Source organism: Tahibacter soli (genome assembly GCF_025717065.2).
In the GTDB taxonomy this organism is placed as follows: domain Bacteria; phylum Pseudomonadota; class Gammaproteobacteria; order Xanthomonadales; family Rhodanobacteraceae; genus Tahibacter; species Tahibacter soli.
This window is the reverse complement of record NZ_JAOVZO020000020.1, coordinates 520,331-540,042: the sequence shown is the minus strand read 5'-3', so window position 1 is coordinate 540,042 and position 19,712 is coordinate 520,331. Positions and strand designations below refer to the sequence as shown.

Genomic DNA, 19,712 nt, shown 5'->3' with positions numbered 1-19,712 from the left:
GGCGGGGCCTTGGCGATGGCGGGGCGGCTGTGGCTAGGCTAGTCGAGGTGAGCAATGAAATACAACCAACTGGTTGGTTTTTTTGCTCGAATCGAGGTGGGCAGCGGGTTAGGGCGATGTCAAAAGCTGGATACCGGCCTCCGCCGGTATGACGGCTTTGTAGACGCGCCGCGCTTTGGCCTTTGATGTTGATGTTGACGTTGCTTTTGCCCTTGCCGTTGTCTCTGGCGGCAGGAAGCCGCCCGCTCTACCCGGGGCCCCGTCGGTCGCGGCGAGATTGCGGAGGAAAGGCCCGCGCAGCGGGTGCGCGCAGGGATGCGCGCAGTTCGTTGACGGGCCATGGATGGCCCATCAACGAACCCCGGAGCGATCTCGCGGAGTCGGAGGGCAGGATGCCCGGAGACCGCGGCCGTCGGGGTGTCCTTGGGGGATGCAAGGGGAGATTGGACAAGCAATCTCCCCTTGCTCGCTCGCGGCAGCGAGCGAAACGCTTTGTCCAAAGCCGGGCGTTAGCTACAAAGCGACAAGAAAAAAGCTGGACCCCGGCGTCCGCTGGGGTGACGAGCAAAGAGGGATTGGACAAGCAATCCCTCTCTGCTCGCTCGCGGCAGCGAGCGAAACGCTTTGTTTAAAGCCAGGCGAAAACTACAAAGCTACGTGGCAAAGGCTGGGCCCCAGCGTCCGCTGAGGGTGACGAGCGGAGAGCGGAGCGACAGCCAGAGCGGGAGCTAAACGCCACCCACCGAGCGCAACGCGCAGAGCAACGACTCGATATAAGTCCGACTGGCGCGCACCGGCGTCCCGTCCTTCAATCTCAGAAGCGCATCCCGATTCGACAACGGCTGCAAGTCGGCGACACAGTCCACGCGCACGATCGTCGAGCGATGCACGCGTACGAATTTCGAAGGATCGAGCACCAGCGCCAGCCGGGCCAGCGACTCGCGCAACAGATACGTGTGCTCGTCGCCATGCAGCGCCGCGTAGTCACCGTCGGCTTCGATCCACGTCACGTCGTGCGCATCCACGAACGCGACGCGACGTCCCACGCGCACCTCGAACCGCGTCTGCCACGTCTTCGGTGGGTCGGGCGCATCGATCGGCGCGTTGGCTTCGCGCCGCCGATACGGCAGCGCCGTGCGCGCACGATCGAGCGCCTCGGCGAAGCGATCGTCGTCGACGGGTTTCAACAGATAGTCGATCGCGTTGAACTCGAACGCGCGCACCGCGAACTGATCGTGCGCGGTCAGCAGGATCGCCATCGGCCGCTCGTGCGGCGCGAGCGCGGCGAGCACGTCGATGCCGCTCATGTCGGGCATCTGCACGTCGACGAACACGACGTCGGGCGCGAGCGCGCGGATGCCCGCGAGCGCCGACGCGCCGTCGCCGTACTCGCCGACGATGTCGACATCGGCGTATGCCGCCAGCCGCGTGGCGACACCGCTGCGCGCGAGCGGTTCGTCGTCGACGATCGCGATGCGCATCATGCGCCGGCCGCCGGCATCGGCGCTTCGCGATACGGCAGATCGACGCGTACGTCGAAGCCGCCGTCGGCGCGCGCGTTCGCGACGAACGCGTGATCGCCGGGATAGAGCTTTTCCAGGCGCTCGGCTGTGTTGCGCAGGCCGATCGCGGACGATCGCTCGGCCGCCTGCGCGCTCGTGCTGCCGGGCGCCGCGCCGTCGTTGCCGACACTGACCGCCAGTCGCTCGCCGTCGCGCGCGATGCGAATGTCGAGCCGCCCCGGAACGCTCCGCTGCGCGATGCCGTGACGAATCGCGTTCTCTACCAGCGGCTGCAGCAACAGATGCGGTACGAGCGCGCGCAGCACGTGCGGGCCGACGTCCCACTTGAGTTTCAGCTTGTCGCCGAGGCGCGCCTTCTCGATCGCTAGGTAGGTTTCGGTCAGCGCGAGTTCCTCGGCGAGCGCGGCCTCGTGATCGTCGTTCGCCTCGAGCGTCGCGCGCAGAAATTCGCCGAGCCGCGCGATCGTCTGCTGCGCATCGCGGTTGCGCTCGGCCGCAACGAGCGACGAGATCGCGTTGAGCGTGTTGAACAGAAAGTGCGGCTGCAACTGATAGCGCAGCGCGCGCAGTTCGGCGTCGCGCGCGAGCGCGAGCGCCGTCGCACGCTGCGCTTCGGCGTGATTGAACGCGGCGTAGTACGCGACCACCGCGTGGATCGCGCAGAACGCGATCAGCGCGAGCCAGCAGCTGTCGATGCCGGCGAACAGGTCGGTCCAGGCGAACGGCCGCGTCGACGGCCAGCCTGCGAGCCACGCCATCGCGTCGCCGAGCGCGTTGTTCGCGACCGACATCGTGTACGTCGTCGCGAGCAGCGCGAGCGAGGCGATCCACCACGACGTGCGGGAACGCCACAGCGCCCGCTGCAGCGCCGTGAGCGGCACCGCCCACAAGGCGAACAGCGCGAGATACAGCAGGCGATACGCGGTGGCGTGCCCGTGGCCGAGCACCGGCAGCGCCATGACGATCATGCACGCGCCGATCGGCAGGCCCGCGGCGAGCGCGAGCCAGAACGGGGGCATCGCGGCGCGGCGATCGACGGTCGTGGTCATGTCGCGATCGTAGTGGCGCGGCCGCGCCGGCGATAGCGCGAACCGCCGCCGCGCTCCGCCGAGCCGGTAGTGCGGTGCGCCGATCCGGTGGTCGCGAGGAACCCGGCGATTCGACGGCTACCGCCGGTCGGCCCGAACGGGAGGTGCGGCGCTGCGCCGGCGCGCCCCTCTGAACACGTCGCGAGGTATGCGTATCGGATAGCCGTGCCGGTGGTCGCTGCGATCCGTTGAGGTACGTGCGTGCCGCACAGATCCGATACCCGGCAGCCCGACCGTTGCGGCAACTGGCGCTCGGAGCGCTGTCGCTGCACATCGTGCGCGCGCCGATATGTCGATACCCAGCAATCTGTACAAATTCTGGACTTTGTACGGCGTGAAGGCGGTTAGCTCCAGCCGTGTTGCTGATCGAAAGGTACGGACGCTGAGCGATGGGAAAGCGTCGGAAAAAAACAAAAAAACGCGACGTGATGGAGAACTGTCTCGTTCGAGGACACTCCTGCGTCGCGAATCTCCGGCGGGATGACATATTTTTTTCTGCAAACCGTAGCGGATGCCACATGTCGAATTGTAAGTTTCACGCCGTTCGCGGTTGCAGCCAAGACGGCCGCTGCCGCAGGTCGGTGAATTCCCAAGTTGCGTGGTCACGCCGATCGCCGCGCGAAATCGAGAGGAGAGGGGTTTATGACGAACTGGGTGAAATCCGTGATTCCGACGGCCATTGTCGCGCTGGGCGCGATTTTCTCCGCGCCGCCAAGCTACGCGGGCACCCTGTGTGAAAAGGGGCAAATCCGAGCCATAAGCTCCGATTACAACAGAACCCAGCTCACCGTATCGACGGGCGGAACGACCGAGACTCTGAGTAAGCAGCGAATTCTGAAGCTGTATGGAACCGTTATCTGGCAGGCCACGAGCAGCGACAGGTGGTTGGAAAAATACACGTTGTTGAAGCTCGCGTACGCGACAGGCTCGTACATCTACGTGTGGAGCAACGACGACAACTGCCAGGGCTTCCAGGACGAATTCCGGGTGATCATTTGCCAGACGAAAGAAGACTGCACGGAATAATCGGCCGGTGCGTCAACGGTCTGCGGACGAATCGACTGCAAGGCCGCTTGGGCCGCCAAAATCCTGAAATCTCGTGGGTAAAGAGAAAGGCCATGGGTTACCGCTCTCGCTTAGCCGTGTATTTATTTTCGCTGTCAACGATTTTTGTCGTCGCGCCGAGCTCCGCCGATGTCGTCTGCGAAAAAGGGCAGATCAGGGCGTTGAGTATCGAGCCTGTTCCTGCTCCGCGAAGTACCACTCTAATGATGGTGTCGACGGGTATGCCGCAAACCCCAGACAAAGACAAAATTCTCAATCTGGCTGCCACGTCAATCCAGATGAGCAGCAGCGGCGACTACAAAAAGTGGCGCGAAAAGTACGCCATGCTGAAGACCGCGTTCGCGGACGGATCGTACATCGTTATCGTGCGCAAGGGCCCTACGTGCGCAGCGTGGGAGAATTCCTTCACGATTACCGTTTGTCCTACGAGCGAGGATTGTACGGAATGACGATGCTTGCCTGACCGAATTGAGCGTGGCGGGCGGAAAGGGCCAGATCGAAAGCGCCGGCCGGTTTTAGTCTGTCGGTCGAACCCCGATTCTTAATGCGGCTATCGCAGTCCGCGCGTGTCTGGAGCGTTTTGTGAGAAACATTGCAGCGTCAATCGCCATCGCAGGGCTCGCGTTTCACGGCAGCGCCACGGCGGACGATCCCGTGAAAATCGACGGGCGAATTCTTTGCGGGTACGGTTATATAAAAATGATTGCCGTCGGAGGGCACCGGTGGCTGGGCTACCACGACAATCCGTACCTGTGGCTCGCGGTAGAGTTGGAACAAATGCCGAATTACAGGCAAATGCCGTACCTGTACGAGCAGTTCGCCGGCAAAACGGTAGTGTCGTTTATCGGCACCACCGGCCGCTACTACGACAGGCGGCTGCTTCTGGAGAAGGCTTACCACTCGTCGGTTCCCGTTCAAATAACCGTGCGGGAAACCGGCAACTGCTCCGGAGAATACGCGCAGTCGTTCGACATCAAAGTTTGCGGCAATTCGAGCGAATGCTATCCACGTTGAAAAAATGCATACGCATTCTTAGCCCGTGCGCCGCGCGCAACAGGCATGCGCGAGGTATTGGCTTCGGGTCGGACGGCGAAGGGCCGGGAATGTCGCGAAACGTGCCGACAGAGAGATTGCAATGGCAAATATGATGTACAAGACAAGGCGCATGCTGCTGGTTCTGCTGCTGGCGTCCGGCGCGCTTCACGCCGGCGAACTGGACAGGCTTGCGTTCTCGGGCGCCAAGGTTTGCGGTCACGGCCGGGTCAGCTTTCTCGCCACGGGCAATGCGAGGCGGTACGACGAGATCGCAACCTACAATCCCGTCTCCAGCGGCGATCTGGTCGTCATGCTCGATGACATGTCGTTCGCGAACAAGGAGCTGTCAAGGGACGGATACCCCGCGCCGACAATCGCGAGCGATTTTGCGACGTACGAGGTATCGATTCCGCGCCGCGTGATAAATCTCAAGCGCCGATATGCCAACGATCAGGCTTTCGACGCCCAGAGAGAGACACTGCTCCTGGCTTTTATCGCCGGCGAACGCATCAGGATTACCAGCGAGCAAATCGCAGGCGCCGCTTGCAGCGGCTATGCCGACAGCTTTCAGATCAACGTGTGCGGACTGAGCGACGATTGTTTCGGTACGTCGCCCGTGCCGCGCTATTGAACAGGGATTCCCGAAACAGGTATTCGCCGTCATGCGTGGAGCCACGTTGTGCGCGACTTCGACATTCGCGCGGTGGCGGGCGCAACGTCATTCCCGCGGAGAGGGTAGTAGCCCGCTCCGTACCAACGAGATCGAACAATGAAATTTGCGCTCGCGACGCTGACTGTGGCTGCCGCGCTGGTCTGCCACAAATTTGCCTGGGCCCAGCAGTACACAAGAATGGTTTCAAAAGAAGAGTTTACGCAGCACGCCGGCGACTACATATGCGGCAGGGGCGACGTCTTGAATATCGTGCATTGGACAAGCGCCGATGGGCAGCCGGCTTCATATATACGGTTGCGTCACGACAATTCGGCATCGTGGCGAAAGGACGTTTACTATTCCTATTATCAGGACGACCTGAATTTCCGGAGTGAAATGATGATCGTGCTGAAGCCCGTCGACTCCGACGGTGCCGAAAAGCTGAATGTATACAATCAAAAAATCGAACTGATGAATCTCGCCTACAGGCTCAAGTTGCCGGTCCGAATCGTCGCACCGCTGGGCGGTATGTCCGAAACCCTGATAGCCACCGAAAACGTATGCGGCGAATCGCAGAAGCGCGGCCTCGACGTGAAGCTGTGCCGGGAGCTGTTCCGGGACGTTTGCGAGGACGGAGGGCGAATGAGAGTGGTCAGGCGACCGCCTTCCGAGGACGTCTACAACTACTAGAAGGCGCCGCGAGCGCGTGCCCCGTCTTCCGTTGCCGCATGCAAACGAGCGCCGGACGACGAGTGGATTTTTTCAATTGCGGGCCGAGAATCGTTCGTCGCGAGTGGACTCGAATGACGAAAGGCGACATCGGCAGACGTTGCGTTGTTGCGTGCACGAACGCTGCTGCGTGTAAGGCCGAACCCCGCAGGTTTGCCCAACCATCATTTTTCGACGCCAGGCGCGAGTACCGGTTATGAAACAGGCGATCGTTCGTTGCTTCTTGATTTTTGTGGTCTCTTGTCTGGCCGTTGGCCGGGCTCCAGACGCGAAGGCTTTTACCCACCCCTGTGGCTGGGGGAGAGTGATCTTTCTGAACTTCGGGACCGGCGGCGACGACCGCTTGACGCCCGAAATGTATATCGCCATGCAGAACATGCACGACCCCTCGGATGCGTCGTCGCCTTTCTACGATCGCAATTTTCCGTCGTTTTACCATGATTATCATGGTAAAAGTCGGGTGATAAAAATATTTGCGGAAAAGCAGGATCTGGATACATACCGAAGACAGGTCGACATTATCGCAAAGGCGTTTCGGCTCGGAAATCCCCTCGTCATCTTGGCGCGCCACGACATCGAGGTTCTGGACTGCTCGATTCTCGCCAGGAATGTGGTGATCGAAATGTGCGTCATCGGCAATTCCCAATGCAATTGACTGCCGGCGATCGGCGCGGTGTTCCAACAGGCGCGAGGAGTATGCGGTGAGGAATTTGAGACTCAACCTGATCGTCGTTGCGCTTCTGACTGCCGGCCATGCGGGCATAGTCGCGGCTGACAGCGATCGAACCTACGACGGATCGGATATTTGCGGCTACGGAAAAATAGAGTACGTGGCAATTACCGATTCCGGACTACAAGATCGATTTCTTCTGAGATTGGATTCGATGCCGAGCTCTGGGGAATACCTGAAGTTTCAGAATCAGGACGTCGTGTCGGTTCGGGAAAGTCTTGGAGTGGATGTGATCTACGACGAGACTCAGGCAGCCGCGATCGACGGTCTGTTCGGCGCGTTGTGGAACGACAAGGCGGTGCGCATTTTGGGAAAGGCAACGTCGGGAACCCGGTGCGACCAGACTTTCGACTACTTCGACATCAAATTGTGCAGCTCGTGGAGATCTTGCTGGGATGACACCTACAGCTTGAGCGTCGACTCGGTAGATCCCGTGAAGGAATGATCTTCTTCGCTTTACGGCACGTAGCGTATCGCGGAGCGGCGCTCATCCGGCTTTTACGTCTGCGTATTGGTGCGCGAACGCGGAATGTCGTGCGCGGCTCGCGAAAGATGCGGGTAATTTTGCGCCGCTTGCGTCCCCTGATTGCATAGGAGAAATGCGGTGTTTGTCAGTCGAGCAGGTATTGCCATCGTTTTGTTGTCGCTGTTGATGCCCGAAGGCGCGGCCTTCGCGCAACCGTCGGGCCAGCCGGGATGCAGCGGCGCGTCGGGCGGTCGCAGCGGTTGTGTGCGCTTGGCTTTCACGGCCAGCCATGCGATTGCTACGGCGCTGGAGTTGGGCATAAGACACGCACTCACCGGTACGAGTTGGACGGACCAGGCGAGGCCGAGAGTCGAAGTGCCTGTGGTCGTGTATTACCCCGGAGGCAATGCTTCGGATTCCTATTACTACATGTTCACAGATCCGACGACAAATACGTCGGAAGGTTATACGCTTGAAGTCTATAGCCGGCTTGGCGCCGCGGTTTCGTCGTGGTCCAGCATTCCTTTCACCGGCCGACCGGCGCGGCATGATCTGGCTAACGAGAGCGAAGGCAGGCCGGTCAACGGCGTTGTCGTGAGGATGCTGAACCAGGCGGGTGCCGGCTCATCCGCAGGGGCGCTTGCCGATACCTCGATAGACCTCGAGCCGAGAGTCATCAACGTGTATTTGCCGACGCTCTATGCGCGCGCGCGCAGCCAGCTGCAGAGCCTTCGGGATGCGACGGTCGTATCGGCTGACACGTCGTTCGAGCAGCTGGTTTCGCTTTTTTTGTCGTTCACGCTGACGCACGAGCTGGGGCATGCATTCGGGCTGGCGCATTCAGACCAGCCGGTGGACGATCACGTGGTCGAGTTGCTCCCGCCGGTTGGTGAAGGAAGGCAAATTCAGTCTGCCGGTCAGACGTTCACCGTCGTCTATGACGAAAGGCCGTCGATCATGGCGGCCAACGTGGTCGACTACCTGATCGAGCTGCGACGCTATCAGCGAAGGCCTGTCGTTCTGTCCGACATCGTTCCGTCTCGCAGGGACATCGAAGGCGTAACCCGGCTCTACAACGTCGGGTACATATCGCCGGAGTTCAGAAGATCATGGTGGCAAAAGCTGTTGAATATTCATCCGCGCGACGAGACGTGACCTTGTGCGCCCGTCTGTAGCGCGCGGGAACCGGGCGGCCTGCGTCGAGAGGTGACCGCGCGGACCGTCACGTCATCGTCATCAGATGATGATGACATCGTCGCCAGACCACCGGCGACGAGTCATCGATGGATGCACGCAAGCTGTTGGCCCCGTTGCTCGGGGCGGTTCTTCTGGCCGCGGTCGGCGCCGGCGTCTGGTTTTCCAATCGCCGGCTGACGCACGACCAGGTACAGCAGATTGAGCAGGCGAGGCACGTTTCCGCGCGCGGCCTGATCGGATCGGAGAAGGAAAGCTACTTCTCCGATCCGAAGGTGCAGCAGGCGCTGGCGGGGCTCGGGATCACCGTTGCGACCGAGAAGGCCGGCTCGCGCACCATCGCGACGCGCTACGACGCCAAGCAGTACGATTTCGGCTTTCCCTCCGGCGCGCCGGCCGCGGCGTCGCTCAAGCAGCAGGCGAAGGCCGCGGCGGTGTACACGCCGTTCTATACGCCGATCGTGTTCGCGAGCTGGCGGCCGATCGCCGACATTCTCGTGGCCAACGGCATCGCGCAGCGCGACGGCGACTTCTACTACGTCGTCGACATGCCCAAGCTGATGGCGCTCGTCGAAAGCGGCGCGCGCTGGAAAGATCTCAAGGACAGCGCCGCGTTCCAGACGAACAAGGCGGTGCTGCTCAATTCCACCGACGTGCGCACGTCCAACAGCGCCGCGATGTACCTCGCGCTCGCGAGCTACATCGCGAACGACCAGCAGGTGGTGCAAAGCCAGGCCGATCTCGCGCGCGTGCTGCCGGTGGTGTCGCCGCTCTTTCTGCGCCAGGGCTTTCAGGAATCGTCGTCGGCCGGGCCGTTCGAGGACTACCTCGCGCTCGGCATGGGCAAGGCGCCGCTGCTCGTGGCGTACGAATCGCAGCTGATCGAGTTCTGGCTGAAGCATCCCGATCGCGTCAACAGCGACATGGTCGTGCTGTATCCGCGCCCCACCGTGTTTTCCAAGCACGTGCTCGTGCCGTACACGCCGGCCGGCGAACGCGTCGGCCAGGCGTTGGAAACCAACGCGGAATTGCAAAGCCTCGCGCACGACTACGGCTATCGCACCGGCGGCGCCGTGAAAGGCCCCGAGGTCTGGGCGAAGGCCGGCGTGAAGGTGCCCGAGGTGCTCGTCGACGTGATCGATCCGCCGAGCTACGAATGGCTCGAACGCATGATCCGGGACATCGAATCCCACTATCCGTGAGGCCCGCAGACTCCATGAACACGACCGACACTTCTCTGCCGAATGAGCTGGCCCCACCACAGTCGTTCACGCTCGACGCGCCGGTCGCGGTCGCGCCGGTGCCGATCGAATCGGCGAGCGGCAAGATTCGCCTGAAGCCCGAAGACGTGACGCAGCTCGACGCGCAGGTCCGCGCCTTCGTCGACGACGTCGCCGTACTCGACGTCGCCGACCCGAAGTTCCGCGATACCGTGGATCGCCTGCACGCCATGGGCAACAAGGACATCGAAGCGTCGGCGTCGGTCTCGAACCGCATGCTCGACAAGCCGGTCGCGAGCCTGTCGCAGGGCCTGTTCGACAGCGGTTCGGACATCGGCCGCGGCCTGATCGACCTGCGCCGCACGATCGAAGATCTCGATCCGTCGCGGCAGGGCGAATTGTTCGCGCCGCGCAAGCTGCTCGGACTCATTCCGTTCGGCAACCGTCTCGTCGACTACTTCGACCGCTACCAGAGTTCGCAAAGCCATCTCAATGCGATCATCGAGGCGCTCAAGCACGGCAAGGACGAGCTGATGCGCGACAACGCCGCCGTCGAACAGGAAAAGGTCAACCTGTGGACGCTGATGGAGCGGCTCGAGAAATACATCTACATCGGCAAGAAGCTCGACGCCGAACTCGACGCCAAGGCGCGCTCGCTCGACGCGGGCGAGCCGGAAAAGGCGCGGGTGGTTCGCGAGGAACTGCTGTTCTACGCACGCCAGAAGGTCGCCGATCTCCTGACGCAGATGAGCGTCAACGTGCAGGGCTATCTCGCGCTCGATCTCGTGCGCAAGAACAACCTGGAACTGATCAAGGGCGTCGACCGCGCGACCACGACGACGGTCGCCGCGCTGCGCACGGCGGTGATCGTGGCGCAAGCGCTCGGCAACCAGAAGCTCGTGCTCGACCAGATCGGCGCGCTCAACACGACGACCGGCAATCTCATCGCCTCGACCAGCGAGCTGCTGCGCGACCAGAGCGCGGCGATCCACCGGCAGGCCGCGTCGAGCACGATCGAGATCGCCAAGCTGCAGCAGGCGTTCGCGAACGTCTACCAGACGATGGACGCGATCTCCGACTACAAGGTGAAGGCGCTCGACGCGATGCAGCGCACCGTGGACGCGCTGACCGGCGAAGTGGCGAAGTCGAAGACCTATCTCGACCGCGTGCGCCGGCAGGAGTCGGCCGCCGCGCTCGCGTCGGACGGCGAGGTCGCGTTGTGAACTTTGCCGCGCTGCGCCGCCTTGCCGCGCTGGCGCTGCTCGCGCTCGTCGCCGGCTGCGGGCGCGAGCCGGACACCGGCGGCAATGCCGCATCGCAGCCGCCGGCGGCACCGGCAGCGTCGTTTCGCGTGCTCGCGGGTTCCGAACTGCGCGACATCGAGCCCGCGATCGTCGCGGCGGCGCGCAAGGCCGGCGTAGCGGTGACGTTCGACTACGCGGGCACGCTCGATATCGTCGAGCGCATCAATGCCGGCGAGCGCTTCGATGCGATCCTACCGCCGAACGGCGCGTATCCGATGCTCGCGCTGCATGAGAAACCCGTGGCGCGCGAGAAGCTGTTCTATTCGCGCGTCGCGCTCGGCGTGAAGACGGCGAAGGCCGACGCGCTCGGCTGGACCGCCAAGGCGCCGTCGTGGTCGGACATCGCGCGCGCCGCGAAGGACGGCCGCTTTCGCTACGCGATGACGAACCCGACGAGTTCCAACACCGGCATGAGCGCGCTGTTCGCCGTCGCCTCGGCCGCCGCGCACAAGACCGAAGATCTCACCGTCGCCGAAGTCGACGCCTCGGTGCTCAAGGATTTTCTGACGGGGCAGGCGATCGCCGCCGGCAGTTCGGGCTGGCTCGCCGACGCGTTCGCGAAGGATCCCGCGGCCGTCGACGGCATCGTCAACTACGAGGCGGTGCTGCTGCGCTTGAACGAGAAGCTCGCTGCCGCCGATCGGCTCTCTCTCGTCTATCCGGTCGACGGCGTGATCTCGGCCGACTATCCGCTGATGCTGCTCGACGCGGGCCGTCGCGACGCGTGGCAGCGCATCGTCGATGCCGTGAAGGCACTCGACTTCCAGCGCGACGCGGTGCGCGCGGCGTTCCTGCGTCCGGCCAATCCGGATGCGCCGCTCGCGCCGGCGTTGCCGACGGCGGCGGTCGCGGAGCTGTCGTTTCCGAACAGCCTCGACGTGATCGAGCAGGTGCTCGCGGCGTTCCAGGGCGAGTGGCGGCGGCCGGCGACGTCGATCTTCGTGCTCGACGTGAGCGGGTCGATGCAGGGCGAGCGGCTTGCGGCGATGCGCGAAGCGCTGAAAATTCTTTCCGGCGTCGACGCGAGTGCCGGCACCGCGCGCTACACGCGCTTCCAGAATCGCGAACGCGTCGTGCTGATTTCGTTCGCGTCGACCGTATCGACGCCGCAGCGCATCGCTTTCGAGCGCGACACGCTCGACCAGTCGGCCGCGCAGGTGCGCGCGTATGCCGATGCACTCGTCGCCGACGGCGGCACCGGCATCTACGCCGCGCTCGCCAAGGCGCAGGACATCGCGAAGATCGAAGCCGCCGACCCGCAGCGCTACGTCAGCATCGTGCTGTTGACCGACGGCGAGAACAACGCGGGCATGTCGGCCGACCAGTTTCGCCGCCGCTACGGTTCGGCGCGCGTGCGCATTTTTCCCATTCTGTTCGGCGAGGCCGACGCCGACGAGCTGCGCGACATCGCGGAGCTGAGCGGCGGTCGCACGTTCGATGCGCGCAAGGCGAAGCTCGCCGGCGTGTTCAAGGAAATCCGGGGTTATCAATGAAGTGCTATCAATGACGTGCCATCCATGACGAGGCATCGATGACGCGGCGGCCGTTTCGACTGCGCGCACTCTTGTGGCTGTACGGCAACGCGAACATCGCCGGCTGCCTCCTCGCGCTGGCCGGCCCCGCGCTGTTGTTCGCCGGCGTGATCGATCGCGGTTGGCTGGCGATCACCGCGGGGCTGTACTACGCCGGCTATCTGATGGCGCGCCGCGCGCCGGACATCGAACGGCGCATCGAGGAAAGCCTGTCGGCGAAAGAGACGATCGAGCGCCTCGACGAAATCATCCGCCGTGCGCGCCCGCATCTGACGCCCGAGATGACGACGCACCTGACGAGCGTGCGCGAATCGGTGGTCGAAGTACTGCCGCGCCTGGGAGGTGCGACGATGCACGACGGCGACGGCTACACCGTGCGCGAAACCGTGCTGCGCTACCTGCCCGAGACGCTCGCGAACTACGTCGCGCTGCCGCCGGCGTTTCGTGTGACGCAGCCGCTGCAGAACGGCCGCACCGCGCGGCAGCTGCTCGGCGACCAGCTCGCGCTGCTCGACACGAAGCTGCGCGAGGTGGTCGCGAACGTCGCCGCAAGCGACGCGCAGGCACTGCTCGCGAACGGCAAGTTTCTCGAGGCGAAGTTCCGCCAGTCCGATTTTCTGGTGCAGTGAGGGCCGTCATGCCGCGCACGATCGTCGACATCCCCGAGGCGCAGCTGCGCGAAGTCGACCGCCTGTGCGCGCGGCTCGACATCTCGCGCGCCGAGGCGGTGCGGCGCGGTCTGCAGGCGTTCGTCGACGCGCATGCCGACGTCGCCACGCACGGCTTCGGGCTGTGGAAGGACGCGGCGCTGCAGCGCGTGGAACTCGTGCCGACGACGCGCGGCCGGCGATGAGCGTGCTGATCGACACGAGCGTGCTGCTCGACTATCTGCTCGGCGACGCGCGTGCCGCACGCGCGCTCGACGCGCACGCGCACCGTTCGATCAGCGCGATCACGTGGCTCGAGGCGATGGCCGTGGCGCCGGACGAGCGACGCGAATCCACACGCGCGTTCCTGCGCTCGTTCGAGCGGCTGTCGATCAACGAGGCGATCGCCGACGAAGCGCTGCGTCTGATGCAGACGCATGCGGGCCTGGGTTTCCACCGCGCGCTGAACTGGGCGACCGCGAGGTCGAACCAGCTCGTCTACGTCACGGCGGAAGCCGAGCACCTGCCGGCGGGCGACGCGGGCGTGGCGGTGCCTTACCGCCGCGCCGCGCGGTGACGTGCGCGGCGCCTCGACGCAGGCACGCGCATTGCCGATACTGCCCGGCGACTTCACGAGCCGGAGCACGCGCATGTATCGATCGCTGATCGCCGCCGTCACGCTGGGCGCGATGCTCGCCTGCGCAACGGCGCGGGCCGACGAGAAAGACTACGTCGCCTACGCGCAGCCCGTGATCGCGTTCCGTCACGCGACGGTCGTCGACGGCACCGGCGCGGCGGCGAAGCGCGACCAGACGCTGGTGATCGACCGCGGCCGCATCGTCGCGCTCGGCGCCGATCGCCGGACGAAGGTGCCGCGCGACGCGGTCGTGATCGACGCGAAGGGCAAGACGCTCCTGCCCGGCTTCGTGATGATGCACGAGCACATGTTCTATCCGACGGGCCACCGCGCCTACACGCAGATGGTCTACAGCTTTCCGCGCCTGTACCTCGCCGGCGGCACGACGACGCTGCGCACGGCCGGTACGATGATGCCGTATGCCGACCTGAACCTGCGCGCGGAGATCGACAAGGGCGCGATCGCGGGGCCGGACATCGACGTCACGGCGCCGTACCTCAACGGGCCGGGCCTGCCGATACTCGGCGTCAACGCGCTGGGCGGCGTGGACGACGCCGAACGCATGACGACGTACTGGGCCGACGAGGGCGTGACCTCGTACAAGGCCTATATGAACATCCGGCGCGACGAACTCGGACGCATCATCGAGGTGGCGCACCGGCGCGGACACAAGGTCACCGCGCACCTGTGCTCGGTGACGTATCGCGAGGCGGTGGAACTCGGCATTGACAATCTCGAGCACGGCTTCTTCGTGGCTTCCGACTTCGTCAAGGACAAGCAGCCGGACGTGTGCCCCGGCGCGGCCGTCGGCCGGTCGCTGGCCGACCTCGACGTCGGCGCGCCGGAAGTCGGCGCGCTGATCAAGCTGCTCGTGGACCGGCGTGTCGCGGTGACGTCGACACTGACGGTGTTCGAGACGTTCGCCGCCGGGTGCCCGAAAGCGCCGGCCGCGGCGCTGGATCTGCTGATTCCGCAGGTGCGAGGGCAGTACGAGACGGCGTGGGCGGCGGCGCAGCGGAAAACCGATTCCGACGCGACGAAGTCGTTCGCGAAGCTCGGCAGGCTGGAAAAGCGTTTCGTCGACGCGGGCGGCATGTTGCTCGCCGGCACCGATCCCACCGGGTTCGGCGGCGTCGTGCCGGGCCATTCGGGCAAGCGCCAGATCGAACTCCTGGTGGAGAACGGGTTTTCCTTTGAACAGGCGATCAAGGTTTCAACGCTCAACGGCGCGGCGTTTCTCGGGCGCGAGAAAGACGTCGGCACGCTCGCCATAGGCAAGCGTGCCGACGTCGTCGTGATCGACGGCGATCCGACGCGCGAAACGGCGGCGATCGAGCGCATGCCGCTCGTGTTCAAGAACGGCGTGGGCTACAAGACCGACGCGATCTTCGCCGCGATGAAGGAGACGGTCGGGCTCAACTGACCGCTCGCCGGGCGGCGGCTCACAGCGCGCTGCGCATGTACGCGACGAAGCGCGCGTCGGCGCCGAGCCGTTCGAGCAGCGGCAGCAGGAGGTTCAGGCCGTTGTCGCTGTTGGTGAAGAGGATCGTGGCGTCGCCGCGCGTGACGTCGGCGACGACGTAGGTCGCGACGCCTTCGTCGCGTCCGCCGTGGTGGAGGATCGTCGTGTCGCCGAACCGGTTCACTTCCCAGCCGAGACCGAAGCCGACATCGTCCGCGCAGGCGGCGCGGCGTTTTTCCGTCTTGCATTCCTGTTCTTTCGTGTTGCCCTGGACGCGACGGCGTTCCGCGGCGATTGCTTTTGTCAGGCCTTCGTCGCGCATCACGCCAACGACGAATTTCGCGTAGTCGGTCGGCGTCGTGTGGATGAGATCGGACGCGAAATACTTCGTGTTCGCCGTGTACGCGATCGCCCTGCCGTCGGCGCTCGTCGGTGTCGCGATGCGGCCGGCGAACCAGGGGCGGTCGGTGTATGCCGTCTGCGCCATGTGCAGCGGCTTGAACACGAGCCGTTCGGCGAGCGCCTCGAAACCCACGCCGGTTTTCTTCTCGGCGAAGCGCGCGACGTATTCGTAGCCTTCGCCGGAATAGCTCACCGCGGTGCCGGGCGTGAACGTGAAGGCCAACGGCTGCTTGCGCCGCCAGTTCGGAAAGCCGGTCTGATGCGAAAGGCCGATGCGCGGCGTCAGCAGCTTGCGGCGCTCGTCGCCGGCGAGATCGGGGTCGCTCCAGACCGCATCGAGCGGATCGTCGAGCGTGAACGTGCCTTCCGATACGAGACGCAAAACGACTTCCGCGGAGATCGGTTTCGTCAGCGACGCGATGTTGTAGAGCGTCTTCGTCGTCGCGGGGACGCCGTCGCTCTGCGTGCCGTACGCGACGGCGAACGCGAGGCGGCCGTTTTCGATCTGCGCGATCGACACGCCGGGAATCTTGTATTCCGCGAGCAGGCCGGGCACGTCGCGATCGAGCACGGCGCGCTCTTGCGCCGCGCGATCCGTCGGCGCGGCGGACGACGGCAACGACAAGGCCAGCAACGACAAGACCCGGCAGGCGACACGATTCATCGAGCGATCCTCAAGGCGCGGTAGCGCGCAAGGCGATGGATACGTGCTTCGTGCGATCGGTTGCAGCGGCGGGACGTGCGTGAACTGGCGGTGATCAGGGATCCGTATCGAAGCCGTTCGCGAACAAGGCATCGGAACGGGGCAGGGCGGCAACGCCGTCGCGCGACCAGTTGCCATACGCCTGGAAGGATCCGCCGACGAGCAGCGTTCCGTCGGTCGCGAGTCGCAGGTCGTTGACAGTTGCGTTCGGCAGTGGGTTCCAGGTTGGATCCGCGGCACCGCTGCCGTTGACGAAATAGCGCTCCAGGCTTTTCCCGCCTATCGCATTGGTGCTGTCGAACAGGCCTCCGACATAGATGCCGCCGTCGTCGTCAAGGAGTAGCGCTCTGACGTAGCTGGATGAGTATGGGCTGTCGACGAACGGTTTCCAGGCAGCGTCGGGTTCGCCGTTCGGCCGGAGACGCGCGAACGACGAGAACGGCAGCCCGTCGATGATCGAGAAATTTCCACCGATATACAATGATCCGTCTTCCGCGGGGGCGAGTGCGCCGACGTAGCCGGTGATCGACGGATTCCATTCGACATCGAGTGCGCCGGTAGTCGTCGATATCTTCGCCACACCTGTGCGCGTCACGCCGCCGATGCTGCCGAATCCGCCTGCCGCATACAGTGCGCCTTCGCCGAGCGCGATCGTCGAGACGTCGCCGACGACGACCGGATTCCACGCATCGGCCGGGCCGGTGCCGTCCGGCGACAAGCGCGCCAGCCCTTGGCGTTCCATGGTTCCGGCGTGTCTGAATTGTCCGCCGACGTACAGCCGGCGGTCGGCGTCGAGGGTCAACGCCGTCACCGGGCCGTCGAGTCCGGCATTCCACGCGGCATCGGCGTCGCCGTTTCCGCTGGTTGCGAGCTTGGCGACGTACGCACGCGACAGCCCGCCGACTTGCCGGAACACGCCGCCCGCAAATACCGTGCCGTCGCCATCGACGTCGAGCGCATATACGTAGCCGTCCGCCATCGGATTCCAGTCGAGGTCGAGCGTCCCATCGGCGGCGATACGCAAAAGGTTGCGCCGCACGACTCCATTGGCGCGATGGAAGCGACCCCCGACGATGATGCCGCCGTCCGGTTGTCCGGCGACGGCATAGACCTCCGCGGAATGCTCGAGGTCCACGGCTGGCAGGAGTGTTCCGTTCACGTTCAAAGCGGCTAGCGACAACCGTTGTTCGTCGCCGATACCGTCGAAAGTGCCACCGAGAACTACCGTATTGCCGCCGCCGGCGGCGATGGTCGTGACCGCTCCTCCCGAAACCGGCGGATTCCAGGCGGCATCGGGTGTGCCGTTTGCCAAAGTCGCCTTGACGGTCTGGCGAAAGTCGCCTTCAGGAGACAGGCTGCCGCTCGCGTAGATCCATCCGGTGCCATCGATCGCCAGCGTCCACACGATGCTGCGGGTGCCGACCGGCGGATTCCAGTTTGCATCGATGTCGCCGGAACCGGTACTCGACAGTTTGACGAGACCGTCTACGGGATTTCCGCCGATCTCGGTGAAGGCGCCGCCGACGTAGACCGAGCCGCTGATCGCCGCGAGTGCGAAGACGCCGTAGTCAGGCTCCGGGCGCCAATCCGAATCCAACTCGCCGGTGCTGGAGAGCTTGGCGAGGTTGAGCCGCGCCCGGCCGCCGATTTCGGTGAACTGCCCGCCGACGTATACCGCGTTCGCGTTCGCCGCAATCGTTCTGACGAATCCGGCGGGCCGGCCGCCCGGATTCCAGTTTGGATCTGCCGCACCGCCCCCGTTTGTCGAAAGTTTCGCGATACCGGCATTCGGCAAGCCGCCTGCATGAGACAAGTCGCGACCGACCGCGTAAATCGACCCCGCACCGTCGAGTGCAAGGCATTCGATGATCGCGTCGGCCTCCGGTGCCCACGCGGCATCGAACACGCCGTCGGCCGACAGCTTTGCAAGCGTCAATCTGCGCAAGTCGGGTGGAGGGCCCTGCAGCGCGCCGCCGACATAGAGATTGCCGGCCGCATCCGCGACGATGGTCGAAACGTACCCCTGAATCTGCGCGTTCCAGTCGGGATCGAGCGCTCCGTCGGGACGCAGCCGTACGAGATCGCGGCGTGCGATTCCGTTCACCGAAGCGAACAGGCCGGCGACGATCGTTCCACCGTCCGGCTGTCGCGCCGCAGCGTAGAAGATGCCTTGCTCCACGAGATCGACATCGGGCAGCGCCAGGGGCGCCGGACTCTGCGCCATCGCCTGCACGGTGAAACCCAACAAGCATACAAACGCCGCGCGACGCAGCGCCGCGGCCGAAAACCTTACTGCCGTATTCATTCGTACTGCTCCCTGATACGGCGATGCTAGCCAATTGCGACGGCGCGGCCTACGGGGGCGACGGGATCGTCACGAACGGGATGTCGCCAACGGGTTCGTCGCTCGTCTACGCCGAATCGCTCCGTTCCGTCGCGCGTCGACCGCGCTCGGCGCCGACGCTATGCTCGCGCGAGCCGCCTCGGAGCCGATCGAAATGCCCGCCGACTACAACGCCGAAACGATCTGCCGTGCGCTCGGCCTTGCCGGGTTCGCCGACGTCCCCGCGCCGGCCGATACCTTGCGCGTCGTGCTGCGGCCGTCGTTCCACCCGGAGGTGTTTCTCGCATTGACGCCAGCGGGCGATCGAGTAGATGTCGAGGTCGTTGCGGGGCAGTGGATGTACCGGCAGGTTTTCGACGCGCCGATCGGCCGGCTCTGGTGCTTCCCGCCGCGCTGCGCCGACGGCAGGCCGGTACCGAGGCACAGGATTCGAACGACGCACGTCGACACGTTTCGCACGGCGGCGACGCTGCCCGCCGACGTCTTTCGCGAACTGCGCGCCGCGCTGCGTGCGGGAATGTCGCAGCCGGCGCGGCCGGTCGTGCAGATCGACGGCGTGTCGTTCGACGTGTTCGACGTCGAAGCGGGCGAGCGACGGCTCCACGAAGCGACGCCCGGAAGACCTCCGGCGGCCGAGGGCGCCGTCTCGCGTCTCGTCGAACGGATCTGGCACGCGGTCGACGATCCCGATTGCCGCAACGCGCTGGCGGATGTCGCCGGCTATTTTTCGGTGCGGCTCGAACGAACCGTGCCGCCGGCCGTCGCGCCGCGCATGCCGATACTGGTCCTCGGCGACGAAGCGGAGCGGACGGAACTGGCCCGGGCGCTGACGGCGGCGAGCGGCGGAAAGTTCGACTGACGCGATCGGTTGCGTCGCCGCTTGCGTCGCCGGATACCGGCGCCATGTGGAAATGTGAAGTGTTCGCGGTGCGGCGCGACGCGTTGCCGTCGCGGTCGACCCTGCGCCGCGTATATCGAT

20 protein-coding genes are annotated in these 19,712 nt (G+C 64.5%); 16 read left to right on the top strand and 4 right to left on the bottom strand.

Translation table 11 applies throughout. From position 1 onward, the window contains the following. Window positions 1-728: 728 nt before the first annotated feature. Both OD750_RS23355 and OD750_RS23350 read right to left on the bottom strand, forming a co-directional pair. Window positions 729-1,484 carry a LytR/AlgR family response regulator transcription factor gene (locus tag OD750_RS23355; protein WP_263540663.1) on the bottom strand — a complete coding sequence of 252 codons (756 nt, stop codon included), beginning with the start codon at window positions 1,482-1,484 and terminating at the stop codon, window positions 729-731. Then, window positions 1,481-2,572, bottom strand: coding sequence for a sensor histidine kinase (locus OD750_RS23350; protein WP_263540662.1), 1,092 nt, complete (start codon window positions 2,570-2,572; stop codon window positions 1,481-1,483). The genes OD750_RS23355 and OD750_RS23350 overlap by 4 nt, the downstream gene beginning before the upstream one ends. 681 nt (window positions 2,573-3,253) lie before the next feature. Here OD750_RS23350 and OD750_RS23345 point away from each other — a divergent pair. From OD750_RS23345 to OD750_RS23275, 15 genes are all read left to right on the top strand, one after another. Next, the gene (locus tag OD750_RS23345; protein WP_263540661.1) at window positions 3,254-3,637 is read left to right on the top strand and encodes a hypothetical protein; all 384 of its coding nucleotides are present in this window, start codon (window positions 3,254-3,256) and stop codon (window positions 3,635-3,637) included. A gap of 92 nt (window positions 3,638-3,729) precedes the next feature. Next, window positions 3,730-4,125 carry a hypothetical protein gene (locus OD750_RS23340; protein WP_263540660.1) on the top strand — a complete coding sequence of 132 codons (396 nt, stop codon included), beginning with the start codon at window positions 3,730-3,732 and terminating at the stop codon, window positions 4,123-4,125. 133 nt (window positions 4,126-4,258) lie between these two features. Beyond that, window positions 4,259-4,690: a hypothetical protein gene (locus tag OD750_RS23335; protein WP_263540659.1), complete on the top strand. Its 432-nt coding sequence runs from the start codon at window positions 4,259-4,261 to the stop codon at window positions 4,688-4,690. A 151-nt stretch (window positions 4,691-4,841) separates the two neighbouring features. Further along, a complete protein-coding gene (locus OD750_RS23330; RefSeq protein WP_263540658.1) occupies window positions 4,842-5,342 on the top strand; it encodes a hypothetical protein in 501 nt (166 codons plus the stop codon). A gap of 138 nt (window positions 5,343-5,480) precedes the next feature. Then, complete coding sequence (locus OD750_RS23325; RefSeq protein WP_263540657.1) at window positions 5,481-6,053, top strand: hypothetical protein; 573 nt, start codon at window positions 5,481-5,483, stop codon at window positions 6,051-6,053. A gap of 235 nt (window positions 6,054-6,288) precedes the next feature. Further along, the gene (locus tag OD750_RS23320) at window positions 6,289-6,747 is read left to right on the top strand and encodes a hypothetical protein (RefSeq protein ID WP_263540656.1); all 459 of its coding nucleotides are present in this window, start codon (window positions 6,289-6,291) and stop codon (window positions 6,745-6,747) included. A gap of 55 nt (window positions 6,748-6,802) precedes the next feature. Beyond that, window positions 6,803-7,267, top strand: coding sequence for a hypothetical protein (locus OD750_RS23315; RefSeq protein WP_263540655.1), 465 nt, complete (start codon window positions 6,803-6,805; stop codon window positions 7,265-7,267). 159 nt (window positions 7,268-7,426) lie between these two features. After that, complete coding sequence (locus OD750_RS23310) at window positions 7,427-8,443, top strand: zinc metalloprotease (RefSeq protein ID WP_263540654.1); 1,017 nt, start codon at window positions 7,427-7,429, stop codon at window positions 8,441-8,443. Between the two features lie 128 nt (window positions 8,444-8,571). Next, a complete protein-coding gene (locus OD750_RS23305) occupies window positions 8,572-9,684 on the top strand; it encodes a hypothetical protein (RefSeq protein ID WP_263540653.1) in 1,113 nt (370 codons plus the stop codon). A gap of 14 nt (window positions 9,685-9,698) precedes the next feature. Then, window positions 9,699-10,925, top strand: a complete 1,227-nt coding sequence (locus OD750_RS23300) for a toxic anion resistance protein (protein WP_263540652.1) — start codon at window positions 9,699-9,701, stop codon at window positions 10,923-10,925. Beyond that, window positions 10,922-12,499 (top strand): vWA domain-containing protein, encoded by a 1,578-nt coding sequence (locus OD750_RS23295; protein WP_263540651.1) that lies wholly within the window; start codon window positions 10,922-10,924, stop codon window positions 12,497-12,499. Before OD750_RS23300 ends, OD750_RS23295 begins: the two co-directional genes overlap by 4 nt. A 38-nt stretch (window positions 12,500-12,537) precedes the next feature. Continuing rightward, window positions 12,538-13,167, top strand: coding sequence for a hypothetical protein (locus OD750_RS23290; protein ID WP_263540650.1), 630 nt, complete (start codon window positions 12,538-12,540; stop codon window positions 13,165-13,167). Between the two features lie 8 nt (window positions 13,168-13,175). Then, window positions 13,176-13,391, top strand: a complete 216-nt coding sequence (locus OD750_RS23285; protein ID WP_272842129.1) for a ribbon-helix-helix protein, CopG family — start codon at window positions 13,176-13,178, stop codon at window positions 13,389-13,391. Next, window positions 13,388-13,762: a PIN domain-containing protein gene (locus OD750_RS23280; RefSeq protein ID WP_272842128.1), complete on the top strand. Its 375-nt coding sequence runs from the start codon at window positions 13,388-13,390 to the stop codon at window positions 13,760-13,762. Before OD750_RS23285 ends, OD750_RS23280 begins: the two co-directional genes overlap by 4 nt. Window positions 13,763-13,835: 73 nt before the next feature. Next, window positions 13,836-15,245: an amidohydrolase family protein gene (locus tag OD750_RS23275; protein WP_263540648.1), complete on the top strand. Its 1,410-nt coding sequence runs from the start codon at window positions 13,836-13,838 to the stop codon at window positions 15,243-15,245. Between the two features lie 19 nt (window positions 15,246-15,264). Here OD750_RS23275 and OD750_RS23270 read toward each other — a convergent pair whose 3' ends face one another. Further along, complete coding sequence (locus OD750_RS23270) at window positions 15,265-16,350, bottom strand: serine hydrolase domain-containing protein (RefSeq protein ID WP_263540647.1); 1,086 nt, start codon at window positions 16,348-16,350, stop codon at window positions 15,265-15,267. A 94-nt stretch (window positions 16,351-16,444) separates the two neighbouring features. After that, window positions 16,445-18,694 (bottom strand): delta-60 repeat domain-containing protein, encoded by a 2,250-nt coding sequence (locus OD750_RS23265; protein ID WP_263540646.1) that lies wholly within the window; start codon window positions 18,692-18,694, stop codon window positions 16,445-16,447. A 193-nt stretch (window positions 18,695-18,887) separates the two neighbouring features. Between OD750_RS23265 and OD750_RS23260 the strand changes: the two genes are divergently transcribed. Then, window positions 18,888-19,592 (top strand): hypothetical protein, encoded by a 705-nt coding sequence (locus OD750_RS23260; RefSeq protein ID WP_263540645.1) that lies wholly within the window; start codon window positions 18,888-18,890, stop codon window positions 19,590-19,592. Window positions 19,593-19,712: the final 120 nt, after the last annotated feature.